At 37.5% G+C, this 13,130-nt stretch carries 9 protein-coding genes; 5 read left to right on the plus strand and 4 right to left on the minus strand.

What is annotated here, in order from left to right:
- From YQ22_RS15645 to YQ22_RS15655, 3 genes are all read left to right on the plus strand, one after another.
- Positions 1-1,503: an ankyrin repeat domain-containing protein gene (locus YQ22_RS15645; RefSeq protein ID WP_071341934.1), complete on the plus strand. Its 1,503-nt coding sequence runs from the start codon at positions 1-3 to the stop codon at positions 1,501-1,503.
- Positions 1,504-1,553: 50 nt separating this feature from the next.
- Entirely contained in the window at positions 1,554-2,039 is a 486-nt protein-coding gene (locus tag YQ22_RS15650) for a DUF2271 domain-containing protein (protein ID WP_091605074.1), read from the plus strand.
- A gap of 197 nt (positions 2,040-2,236) precedes the next feature.
- Positions 2,237-4,432, plus strand: coding sequence for a PepSY domain-containing protein (locus YQ22_RS15655; RefSeq protein ID WP_071341935.1), 2,196 nt, complete (start codon positions 2,237-2,239; stop codon positions 4,430-4,432).
- Between the two features lie 62 nt (positions 4,433-4,494).
- Here YQ22_RS15655 and YQ22_RS15660 read toward each other — a convergent pair whose 3' ends face one another.
- The 3 genes from YQ22_RS15660 to YQ22_RS15670 all read right to left on the minus strand — a co-directional run bounded on the left by YQ22_RS15660 (position 4,495) and on the right by YQ22_RS15670 (position 8,279).
- Complete coding sequence (locus tag YQ22_RS15660) at positions 4,495-6,462, minus strand: heavy metal translocating P-type ATPase (protein WP_071341936.1); 1,968 nt, start codon at positions 6,460-6,462, stop codon at positions 4,495-4,497.
- Between the two features lie 44 nt (positions 6,463-6,506).
- The gene (locus tag YQ22_RS15665; protein ID WP_071341937.1) at positions 6,507-6,923 is read right to left on the minus strand and encodes a Fur family transcriptional regulator; all 417 of its coding nucleotides are present in this window, start codon (positions 6,921-6,923) and stop codon (positions 6,507-6,509) included.
- Positions 6,924-7,307: 384 nt separating this feature from the next.
- Complete coding sequence (locus tag YQ22_RS15670) at positions 7,308-8,279, minus strand: succinylglutamate desuccinylase/aspartoacylase family protein (RefSeq protein WP_071341938.1); 972 nt, start codon at positions 8,277-8,279, stop codon at positions 7,308-7,310.
- Positions 8,280-8,535: 256 nt separating this feature from the next.
- Between YQ22_RS15670 and YQ22_RS15675 the strand changes: the two genes are divergently transcribed.
- Both YQ22_RS15675 and YQ22_RS15680 read left to right on the plus strand, forming a co-directional pair.
- Positions 8,536-10,671 (plus strand): thioredoxin domain-containing protein, encoded by a 2,136-nt coding sequence (locus tag YQ22_RS15675; protein WP_071341939.1) that lies wholly within the window; start codon positions 8,536-8,538, stop codon positions 10,669-10,671.
- Positions 10,672-10,786: 115 nt separating this feature from the next.
- Positions 10,787-11,980, plus strand: coding sequence for a DegT/DnrJ/EryC1/StrS family aminotransferase (locus tag YQ22_RS15680; protein WP_071341940.1), 1,194 nt, complete (start codon positions 10,787-10,789; stop codon positions 11,978-11,980).
- 12 nt (positions 11,981-11,992) lie between these two features.
- On the opposite strand, the gene ribB is transcribed toward YQ22_RS15680, so the two are convergent.
- Positions 11,993-13,129, minus strand: a complete 1,137-nt coding sequence (gene ribB / locus YQ22_RS15685) for a 3,4-dihydroxy-2-butanone-4-phosphate synthase (protein ID WP_071341941.1) — start codon at positions 13,127-13,129, stop codon at positions 11,993-11,995.
- Position 13,130 lies beyond the last annotated feature (1 nt).

Here is a 13,130-nt window from a genome sequence, read left to right on the forward strand (position 1 = left end):
ATGAAAACCATAAAACAATTAACACTGACCGCATTTTTGTTCATAAGCTTTACGGGTATTGCCCAGCAAAAGAATGAACTTTTAGATCGTACATTTTGGAAGAGTAGCCCAAGTATTGCCACTGTAAAGCAAAAAATAGCAGAGGGTAGCGATCCAATAGCAAAGGACAGCAATTCTTTTGATGCTACTACACTGGCCATAACCAGCAAGGCAGATACTGAGGTGGTTAAATATTTATTGTCCCTAAAGGGTAATGAAGTGGATAAGAAAACCCATGATAGCCGTATTTATTTACACTGGGCAACGTATGCCGGTGATGCCGAATTGGTTCAATATCTATTGGATAACGGTGCTTCTGTAACTGCATTGGATAGTCACAGGTATACACCACTTGCCTTTGGAGCCAATGCGGGACTAACAAATCCTAAAATATATGAGGCTTTTGAAGCAAAAGGGGTGAACCTTAAAGAGGAGCAAAATGAGCATGGTGCCAATGTGCTATTATTGGCGGCACCATCATTGAAATCTGAAGAGGAGCTGAATTTCTTTTTAAACAAGGGTTTGGCTCTTGATAGTAAGGATGATGACGGCAACGGTATTTTTAACTACGCTACCAAAAAGGGGAATATAGATTTCTTGAAATTATTGATAAGCAAAGGGGTAGATTACAAAACATTGAACAATAATGGTGGTAATGCCTTTATGTTCGCATCTCAAGGAGGTCGCGGATTTAGCAATGGTCTACCGGTCTATACGTATTTAAAAGGTCTAGGATTGGAACCTAATATTGTTGAAAAAAATGGTAGTACCCCAATGCACCGTTTAGCTTTTGGTAATAAAGATGCTGCTATTTTTAATCTGTTCTTAGAGGCTGGTGCAGATGTAAATCAAGCGGATGAAGAAGGAAACACTCCTTTCTTGAATGCTGCCGCTAGAAATGATTTGGCCGTTGTTCAATTATTGGCCAAAGATGTTAAGGATATCAATACGGCCAATAACGATGGTGAAACAGCTTTAATGCTAGCCGCTCATGATAACAAAGCTGATGTAGTTGCATTTTTAATTGAAAAAGGTGCGGATATCAATGCTAAAGATGCTACCGGTAATACTGCGGCTTATTTTCTTACGGATTCTTACAGTAAAAGAAATGCGAAGGCTTTTGATGCTAAACTGGCTTTGTTGAAAGCAAAAGGGTTAAAATTCAATACCGTACAAGGTGAGGGTAATACCTTATACCACGTTGCAGCCAAAAAGAACGATTTGCAGCTCATGAAAAAGATAGCAGATTTCAATATCGATGTAAATGCCAAAAACGATGAGGGTATGACTGCTTTGCACGTTGCGGCCATGAAAGCGGAAAACGATAAATTGTTAAAGTTTTTGATCGCCAAAGGTGCGGATGCCAATAGCAAAACAGATTTTGAAGAAACGGTTTATGACCTGGCTAGTGAAAATGAAATGTTGCAAAAAGGCAATACATCGTTAAACTTTTTAAAGCAATAAGTTAGGTGTCGCTTAGCTTATCAATGAAATAAAGAACCAATAGTATTAAAATGAAAAGATTTTTAAAATTTATACCGGCCGTAGTTTTGGTAGGATCATTATTATCCGCTTTTACCGTAGTGGACAAAACTGCCGTAAAGTGCCTTATTCAGTTGACCAATTATACAGGTGAGGGTGCGTACTTAATAGTGTCTATCGTGGATGCCGATAATGAGTATGTAGAAACTTTATATGTGCAGGGCAAAGATAGTGAGTGGTATAGTGAAATTACCGAATGGTGGAAATTTTACGGAAAACACCGTCCAAATATAGATGCCATTTCTGGAGAAACTATTAGCGGTGGAGAGCGCGCCTTGAACGTGTTACAGATACCTAATGATAAAATTGATCAGGGTTACAACCTTCGTTTTGAAACTTCTGTAGAAGACCAAGGGTATTATGCAGATGATATTCAATTTCCTTTAACGACCGAAAATTTAAAGACAAAAGTTGAAGGTAAAGGTTTTATTAGGTATGTACGTATGTTGCCGCAATAAATGACCTTATAAAAGATGAATCATATTTTGGGCGCAGTCAAGTACAATAATGTTATTTGCTCATAAAAACATGTTGACTGCGTTCATTTATTTTTTTACTTGTTTGCTTTTTTTACAATCACATTTCCAGATTGGCGCTAAACCGCCATTCTGGAATTTTTTAAATTAGATACTGTTATAAAACTACCTTCCTACTTATGACCATTTCTATTTGGCGGTATAGTCATCTTACACTTGCCTTAATTTCATCTCTATTTTTGGTGGTGGCTACTATTACGGGTATTATACTTGCCGTAGAGCCTATTTCGCACCAAACCAAAGGTTATGCCGTGGCGGATTTAGATCAAGTTCCGTTGGCAACGACCATTACTGCTCTTAAAGATTCATATGATGAGGTGTTGGGTTTAGAAGTGGAATCATCTGGCTTTGTAAAAGCTTCCGTATTGACCATGGAGATGGAAACCTTGGATGTGTATATAGATCCATTTACTGGAGAACAGCTTGGTGAAGTAGAGGAGCGGCCCTATGTATATACATTTGCAACTAATGTACACCGTTCCCTTTTTTTAAAGAGTATAGGTAGGTTCTTTGTTGGTCTAATTTCATTACTATTATTGATTATTGCTGTTACCGGATTGGTTTTATTGGCTAAGCGCCAAGGCGGATTTTTAAAATTATTTACAAAAGTCCAGAAAGATTACTTTGAGCTAAAGTACCACGTAGTATTGAGCAGATGGTTTTTTATACCCATCATAATTCTTGCTTTTACCGGGGTGTATTTATCTGCGGAAAAATTTAATTTATTGCCGAAAACAACGTTTGATCAGGTTGAGGTATCGGTAAGTAATTCAGCTCAGAAATACGAAAACATTGTAGATATTCCCTTTTTTAAAGAAACTACCTTGGCAGAAATACGCCAGGTAGAATTTCCTTTTTCAGATGACCCGGAAGAATACTATCTCATTGCTTTACAGGATAAGGAAGTTGAGGTACATCAGCTAACAGGCGAGATTGTTAGTAAAGGAGATTATCCGTTTGTGACCTTAGCATCAAGATTAAGTTTGGTATTGCATACCGGTGAGGGTAATGTAATATGGTCCGTTATCCTGTTATTGGCCAGTGCGTCTATTTTGTTTTTTATGTACTCAGGTTTCGTGATGACTTTAAAACGGAGAAAGAAAGCTAAAGGAGTTTCGCAAATGCCCGATAAGGATGAATGCGAGTATGTGATTTTAGTAGGTTCTGAAAGTGGTACGGCGTTCGATTTTGCACAGCGATTTTATAACGGATTAACACAAGTAGGGAAGAAGGTCTATTTAACGGAGCTTAACAAATATAGCGCCTATGCGAAAGCTAAAAATATCATTGTGTTTACATCTACCTATGGAGAAGGTGAGCCGCCTACCAATGCCCGTAAATTCCCTGCGATCTTTTCAACGGTAGTGCAGCCAAATACTATAGCATATTTTGTAGTGGGATTTGGGTCTTTGGATTATCCTGATTACTGTAAATATGCCATAGATGTGGATCAGCAAATCTATGCAGATGATAATTTTGAAAGACAATTGCCGCTGTTTAAAATTAATCAGGCAGATTTTGAATCTTTTGAACTTTGGTTGATTCAATTCTCCAATAAAGTTGGTTTTACTATTCCCGTAGAGAGACCGTTGATCCATAAGAAGAAATATAAAAAAGTGGACTTTGAGGTTGTGGAGCGAACGGATTTAAATGTAGACGATACTTTTTTATTGCGATTACGACCAGCATCTAAAATTGATTTTACATCTGGGGATTTACTGGCAATTTTCCCTAATAATGATGAGATGGTTCGTCAGTATTCCATCGCTAGGGTGGATGATTATATTTTATTAAGTATAAAAAAACATGAGTTGGGCAGAGGCTCTAATTTTCTATATGGGTTGGTAACGGGTCAATTTTTTAAAGCTGCTATAGACGTGAATCCGCATTTTCATTTACCTAAAAATGCTAAAAATTCAATTTTCATCTCAAATGGTACCGGAATAGCTCCGTTCTTAGGAATGATCTCTGAAGATACAGCTCAGAATACCACACTGTTCTGGGGAGGGCGTACAAGGGCTTCGCAATCGCTTTATGATGATATATTACAAAAAAGTCGGTCAGGCTTAAAGAATTTTAACCTGTTTGCTACATATTCTAGAGAAGGACAAAGACAGTATATTCAAGATGCCGTTCTTGAGCAAAGGGAATTGGTCTTGCAGACCATAAATGAAAAAGGTACCATAATGCTCTGCGGATCTTTGGCAATGCAGCATGATGTACTTGATGTAATTGAAAAAATTCTTGAAGGAAACCAACAAATTACATTTGAAGCCTTTGAGCAAAGCGATCAGTTGAAAACGGATTGTTACTGATGTTAAATATACTGGCTACTGTTATACAGATTACTCAATATATTTTTATTTCGTAGTGAAAATTAATTCCATTGCATCTTTTGCAAACGCACTGCATTCAAAATAGCTAGTAGGGCAACACCAACATCGGCAAAAACGGCTTCCCACATGGTAGCCATGCCACCTGCACCCATAGCAAGAACAATAATTTTTATTCCAAAGGCCAAGGCAATATTCTGCCATACGATTTTGCGGGTAGATTTCCCTATTTTAATTGCTGTGGCAATTTTTGTAGGCTGATCGTTCTGTATAATAACATCAGCAGTTTCAATGGCAACATCACTTCCTAATCCGCCCATGGCAATACCTACGTCACTAATGGCCAGTACAGGAGCATCATTGATTCCGTCACCCACAAATGCCACCTTGGTCCCTGCTTCATTTTTTAATTTCTCCACTTCCGCCAATTTATCTTCGGGTAGCAGTCCGCCCTTTGCCCAATCCAACCCTAGTTCTTGTGCTACTTTTTGGGTTATGGAATCTTTATCACCGGATAACATGATAGTTTTTTGAATACCCGCCTTACGCATATTCGCAATAGCCAGTAAGGCATCCTCTTTTATTTCATCGGCTATAGTTACGTAGCCGGCAAATTTTCCGTCTATTGCCATCATAACTATAGATTCAACAACAGTTTCCGTTTCTTTTGGTATGCTAATGTGGTGGTCGTTCATAAGGGCCTTGTTGCCCACAAGCACAGTTTTGGATTTGACCAACCCTTTTAAACCCTTGCCTGCAATTTCGGTTACTTCTGTTGCTTTATAGGGTTGTGTATTTAATTCATATTCTAAAATTGCCTTCGCAATAGGATGTGTAGATTGAGATTCTATGGCGATCAAGTAGTTCATGAATTCGCTTTCGGTAAAGATCTGATCTTTAACAAGATCCTTTATTTTGAAAACCCCTTTGGTCAATGTGCCTGTTTTGTCCAAAGCTACCGTGTTCACTTTGGTCATGGTGTCTAGAAATGAAGCTCCCTTAAACAAAATTCCGTTCCTGGAAGCTGCGCCCAGTCCGCCAAAATATCCTAGGGGAATAGAAATTACCAAAGCACATGGGCAAGATATAACAAGGAATATCAAAGCTCTGTATAGCCAATCTTGAAACACATAGTTTTCTACAAAAAAGTAGGGTAGAAAGGTCAGTGCAATGGCAAGGTATGTTACTATGGGGGTGTAAACTTTTGCAAATTTTCTAATGAACAGTTCTGTCTTTGATTTTCTCTCCGTTGCATTTTGTACCATGTCTAAAATACGGGCAATAGAGCTGTCTTTGTATGTTTTGGTAGTGGTAATTTCTATAACGCCAGATGTATTGATGCTTCCTGCATAGATAGGAGCTCCCTTTTTTAGGGACCTTGGTTTGCTTTCACCGGTAAGTGCCGCAGTATTGAATGTTCCTTTATCAGAAATTAACTGTCCGTCCAATGGTACTTTTTCTCCAGCTCTAACTTGTATTTTTTCTCCAATTTCCACTAGCTCCGGTGCTACTGAAATATAGCTATGATTACGGAAAACCAAGGCGTGATCCGGTCGTAGATCAAGTAAAGCTTTAATATTGCCTTTTGCACGTTTTACGGCGGCACCTTGAAAGAGTTCACCAACTGCATAAAAGACCATTACCGCAACACCTTCAGGATATTCGCCTATGGCAAACGCACCAATAGTTGCAATTCCCATTAAAAAGAATTCGGTAAAAAAGTTTCCGTTTTTAATGCTTTTCCAGCCTTCTTTAATGACGGGGAAACCAACGGGTATATATGCTATAATGTACCACGCTAGGCGTATATAGTTGTTGAAAAATGGTAATATGTTGAAATAGTCAATGGCAATACCAATAAGTAACATCAAAAAACTGATGATGGCAGGCAGGTATAGGTTGAAATTTGAAACTTTGCCAGTGCTTTCTGTTGTATGTTCGTTACTGCAACAATGTCCGCATGAACTTTGAGGGGCTTTAGTTGCAGTCTCTTTTATTGGGTTCTTTTTCATAACACCGCAAAGGTGGACAAAACATCAGTGCAACAGAAGTGCATTTAGTGCTGGCTGCAAGAATCGCATACGCCCTTAATGACCAAATTGGCATCTTCGGCTACGTATCCTTGGGGCAGATTTATATGGGGAATTTTATGTTCGGTCAAACAAACGGTTTTGTCACAATTGCCACAGTGAAAATGTAGGTGAAGATCTTGATCAATTTCACAATTACACCCGGGTTCGCAAAGCGCAAATTTTGAGATATTAGTGCCATCATCAATTTGATGTACCAGTCCTTTTTCTTCAAAAGTTTTTAAAGTACGGTAGAGTGTAGTACGCTCCGCTTTATCAAAAGCATTCTCAATATCTGTTAAAGCAACAGCGGTATTTTTGCTGGCCATATACTTATAGATAAGTATGCGCATGGCGGTAGGTCTGACACTTTTATTTTGTAATGTTTTTTCTATCTCGGTCATGCAAATTATGATTTTGAAATACCCGTAACACTAATGTAATCAATGTATTGGTGTATTTCAACTTCATGAGATCTTTAACTTTAAATTATGTTATTTACTTCCAAATATTGGGGGTATTTTTTGGCGTAAAGTGTTGAGAATATGAGAAGTAATGATTAAATGAGCAGTGATTGCATTTTTTGGAGCTTTGTCTTCATATGAAATGCGCTTTAGCAATATGTTGAACAAGAGAAAAGTGGTGTTGAGTTAAGTTTTAGATGCGCCTAAAAATAAAATAATACACTTTTTTGCTGGTTACATAATGATCCTAGTATCAGTTTAATAACTGTTTTTAGTTGCAGGTGATCTTTAACTTTTTGGGTGATGTGTTTAGGGTTTCTTAATTTATTCTACATCATGCGCAATGTGAAAAATGGCATCACCTTGGTTCACTATTGGAGACTCGTTTATACAAATAATATAGCCTGTTTCTTTCGCTTTTATTTTTTTCTCAAAGTAACCGAACGGTCCGGATATGCTTCCTATTTCATCTCCTTTTTGTACTGATTCGCCCACCTTTATACTTGGGTGAAACATGCCAGAATGTTTTGCCCTGATCCATTTAGAGGCATGCACCAATTTTGGTATGGATTCTTTAAGTGCATATGCTGCCAATTCTTTTTCAAAATTTCGAAGTCCTAAGTGATGCATCATCCGTAAGGCACCTACAACGCCCGTATCCGTTATTTCACTGTCTATTTGAAGCGATTTACCACCTTCATACAACAACACTTTTTTGTCTAATTGATGCAGTGTCTCACGAAAGGATTTTTCCCTTCCGGCGGACTTCACTATAAATTCAGCTCCAAATACTCTTGCCAATGCAAGGCCGTCTACATCATCTCTATCTATTCTAATCTGGGGTGCATTAAAACGGCTATCACCACCCGTATGGTAGTCTATACAATAGTCTATAACAGGTGCTATATCTTTTACCAAATGGTATGCAAACCTACTGGCTAAAGACCCTCTTAAGCTGCCGGGAAATACCCTGTTCAGATCCCTACCATCTGGAAATTGCCTTGTCTGGTTTAAAAACCCGAAGATGTTGACTACCGGTATACATATGACCATACCACAATCTGGTCGGTTAAATTTTTTGGAGACTATTTGCCTTACGATTTCAACGCCATTGATCTCATTGCCGTGAATACCACCTGTAATCAATAGGGTAGGACCATCTTTTTTTCCGCGCTGTACTATTACGGGAACCTCGATCTTTGTTCTTGTGTGTAGTTTGGCGATATCTAGATTTAACTGGGCGCCTTTACCTTTTGCTATTGTCTCACCTAAAACCGTGTACTTTTTATTGAACATGTTTCCTTGCCATATTAAGATTACTACTATAACCTAAAAGGTTTCAGTTTCTTATATTTTAATAGGTAAAATTAATGCATAATTAAATAGGCATGATTAAAATAATAATGTCTATCACTTACCTTATATGCTAGTTGAGTTTCAACTTATAAATTGTGATTAAAGTATTACCTTAATATGTTAATGTATGAACTAAATTATCTGTTCTGTAATTGGCAAAAATTAAATATATCTTTGAAACTATTATTGGAAATTTATGAAGATATATAGCTTACTTTCTGTTTTTGTTGGTATTCTAGTTTTAAGTTCTTGTAAAAATCAAAATAAAAACACGGATTTAACTACGGAGAGTGAAAATCACCAATTCACCAATGAACTAATAAAGGAGACCAGTCCTTATTTATTGCAACATGCTCATAATCCTGTAAATTGGAAACCATGGTCATCTGAAGCTTTTAAAAAAGCGGCAGATGAAAATAAACTCGTAGTCTTAAGCGTGGGGTACTCTACTTGTCATTGGTGTCATGTTATGGAGGAGGAGTCTTTTGAAGACTTGGAGGTCGCCAAATTAATGAATGAGAAATTTGTGAGTATTAAGGTAGATCGTGAAGAACGGCCAGATTTGGATATGGTATACCAAACGGCCCTTCAATTGGTCAATGGTACTGGTGGGTGGCCAATGAATGCCATTATTATGCCCAATGGGAGCCCTGTTTTTTTGGGTACATACCATGAAAAGGAGAATTGGAAAAATATTCTTCTAAAATTCAGTACCGAATATGAAAAGAACCCAGAGAAAATGCAAGAATATGCCACTATGCTTTCAGAAGGTGTTCAGGAGGTGTATGATCAACCTGCAAATCAAATAGCTAATGCTATATCGCCAAACAAAATTGAAAACGGTATATCTAGCTGGTCTAGTTTATGGGATAATGAGTGGGGAGGAAACCAAGGGGAGCAAAAATTTATATTGCCTACTAACTTAATAATGTTGTTAGATTATGCCGTGCTAGAACAAGATGAAAATGCTAAAAATCATGTGCTTAAGACATTGAACAGTGTAGTACATGGTGGGATTTATGACCATGTGGATGGTGGATTTTTTAGATACAGTACCGATCATATATGGAAAGTTCCTCATTTTGAGAAAATGTTATATGATAATGCACAATTAATCAACCTGTTATCTAAGGCGTATAAACTTACAGGTAATGAAGAATTTAAAGTGGCAGTAGAGGAGACCTTTAAATTTTTACATATCGAAATGAGAAACGAGCAAGGTGGCTACTTTAGCGCTATGGATGCAGATACCGATGGGGAAGAGGGCTTGTATTATATCTGGAAGAAAGATGAATTGCAAGATTTGCTTCAAAATGATTTTGAGCTCTTTGCCCAATATTATGGAATTGTAGATGGTGAAGTTTGGGAAGATGGGAATTTTGTATTGAACAATAAAATTTCAAAAAGTGAATTTTTACAGACTAATACATTAAATGAAGAACAACTGAATGAAAAACTTGGAAAATGGAAGAAACTTCTAAATCAAGCAAGACAGAAAAGAACAAAGCCAAAAAAGGATTATAAAATATTGACCTCATGGAATGCTCTTTTAATTGATGGTTATTTAGAAGCTTATAAGGCATTTGGCGATGATAATTATTTAAACGAGGCTATTTCCGTTTTTAATTATCTCACAGCTAATAATTATACCAATGGGCAATTGGTACATTCTTATACGAAAGATAGTAAGCAGCGAGAAGTGTTTTTAGAGGATTTCGCGTCTCTAGCAAAGAGTGCATTCTCTTTATTTGAAGTGACAATGGAAACCAAGTATTTGGATCTTTCAAAGGAGCTGATGCAAAATGCAGAACAGAAATACAAAAGCAATTCGGTATTATATTACTATAATATAGCTAATGACTTGGTTCCTAGTATCATTAATACTTCAGATGGTGTTGTGCCTTCTGCCAATGCCATAATGGCTCAGAACTTTCTAAAAATTGGTCATTTGGAGTATAACACCGACTATTTGAAAAAGGCAGAAGCCATGGGTGCATTGGTAACTTCAGATTTTGAGAACCATGCCGTTAGTTATGGTGCCTGGGGCTCTTTGCTTTTGCAGCAAGCATATCCTTTTTATGAAATTGTAATAGTTGGTGAGAATGCTGAACAATTGTTATCGCAAATGAGCAAGACCTATATTGCCAATACTATATTGGTGGGCAGTAAGGTAGAAAGTGAAATTTCGTTGTTTAAGGATCGCTTTATTGATGAGGATACGTTTATATATGTATGTCAAAATAACACCTGTAAACTACCGGTAAAGACAATCGATGAAGGGTTTCAGCAAATGGTTTCCTTTGGATATAAAGGATTTAAGGGGAGCAACTAAATAATATTTCCTTTTTATAGTTTTCAATGGTCATTTTTTTAAAGATGATGTAAGCTAAACTTTGCTTTTGATGATAATTTAAATAAGATTTGTAGTACAATAAAAAATAGATAGCATGCCAGGTTTTGAGTTGTTTGGGGAAAAGGAAAAAAGTCAAGTTCAAGATGTTTTGGATTCAGGGGTATTAATGCGTTATGGTTTTGACGGTATGCGTAACAACCACTGGAAGGCTTTGGAACTGGAAGCTGCACTGACAAAACGAATGAATGCAGGTTATGCACAGTTGGTAAGTAGTGGTACCGCCGCATTAACGGTTGCCTTGGCTAGTGCAGGTGTTGGAGCGGGAGATGAGGTAATTATGCCAACTTTTACATTTGTGGCTAGTTTTGAGTCTATTTTGGCTATTGGGGCCGTACCTATTTTAGTTGATGTGGATGATACCTTGACCTTAGACCCGGTTGCCGTTGAGAATGCAATAACCGAGAAAACAAAGGTGGTGATGCCGGTACATATGTGTGGTTCTATGGCAGATTTAAAGGCATTAAAAGCTATTGGTGATAAACATGATTTACTGTTGTTAGAAGATGCTTGCCAGGCAATAGGAGGTAGCTTTGACGGAAAGCCCTTGGGTAGTTATGGTGATTTGGGTTGTTTTTCTTTTGATTATGTAAAAACGATTACCTGTGGTGAAGGAGGGGCCGTTATCACCAATAATGTAACATATAAAACCAATGCAGATCATTACTCAGATCATGGTCACGATCATGTAGGAAATAATAGAGGTACTGAAGCACATCCTTTTTTAGGTTATAATTATAGAATTTCTGAATTGAACGCGGCCGTAGGGTGCGCTCAAATAGAACGCTTAGATGATTTCTTGGCCATACAGGAAAAACATTATGCAAGAATAAGGGAAGAACTTAGTGTTCTGCCAAATATTGAGTTTAGAAGAGTACCGGTTGGGGGCATAGAAAATTATTCGTTTATATCGTTCTTTCTACCAACTGCGGAATTGGCAAAAAAAGCACACACGGCATTAGGTGAAGCTGGTGTAGATGCTTGTTTTTATTGGTTTGATAATAATTGGCATTACTATAAAAAATGGGAGCATTTAACTTATAAAAGATCTTTAGGTAAATTACCTCAAGAGGTTGTTAACCAGTTGCCTGACTACTCAAATTCTGATTTTTCAAAATCCGATACTTGGGTAGGTAGAACGATATCATGTCTCATTAAACTAAGCTGGACCGGCGAACAGGTGGCTGAACGTGCGGCAACAATGAAACAAGTATTGGCAAAGTTTGATTAACCTAATTATATCTTAATAAGATACATACTCTACAATTTCCAATCCGTAACCTACAATGCCTACACGTTTAGCTTGGGTGCTATTGGTCATTAATCTCATTTTATGAATACCTAAATCATGAAGTATTTGGGCTCCAATACCAAAGTCTCTATTGTCCATTTCAATTTTTGGAGCTTTTTGAACACCTTGTTTTTGTAATTCTTTTAGCTCTTTTAACCTTGAAAGTAGGTTCATTGATTCTGAATCTTGATTAATGAATACTATGGCGCCTTTGCCTTCATCATTAATTTTTTGAAACATCTGTTCTAGCTGCTCATCTGGATTATGGGTTAAGGTTCCCAGAATATCATTATTGATCAACGTAGAGTTTATTCTCGTCAAAATCTTATCGTCAGATGACCATGTGCCCTTTGTTAGTGCAATATGAACATGATTGTTGGTGGTTTGCTTATATGCCCTTAATCTAAACTCACCAAAACGGGTTGTGATATTGAAATCGGTTTCTTTATTGATCAGACTGTCATGTTCCATTCGGTAAGCAACAAGGTCTTCTATGGAAACAATTTTTAAGTCGAATTTTTTGGCAACATTTACCAGTTCTGGCAATCGTGCCATAGTACCATCTTCATTCATTATCTCAACGATAATTCCGGCAGGTTTTAATCCGGCCAATCTTGCAAAGTCTATAGCGGCTTCTGTATGTCCTGTTCTTCTTAATACACCACCTTCTTTGGCAACCAATGGAAATATATGCCCTGGTCTTGCTAAATCATGCGGTTTGGTATCGCTCTCAGTCAAAGCTATAACCGTTTTTGAACGGTCACCGGCAGATATGCCCGTTGTAACTCCTTTACCTCTTAAATCTACGGAGACGGTAAACGCCGTTTCTAAAGGGTCGGTATTGGTACTTACCATCATGTGTAGACCTAAGTCTTTGCAGCGACCTTCGGTAAGTGGTGCACAGATTAGACCTCTACCATGTGTAGCCATAAAATTAACCGTTTCTGGTGTGGCCAATTCGGCTGCAGCTAAAAAATCTCCTTCATTTTCACGATTTTCATCATCTACAACGATAATTACTTTACCGGCGCGTATGTCTGCAATCGCTTCTTCAATACTATTCAATTTAATATCACTCAAATCTTTCATT

Origin of the sequence: Maribacter sp. 1_2014MBL_MicDiv (genome assembly GCF_001865655.1) — a bacterium.
Taxonomy (GTDB): domain Bacteria; phylum Bacteroidota; class Bacteroidia; order Flavobacteriales; family Flavobacteriaceae; genus Maribacter; species Maribacter dokdonensis.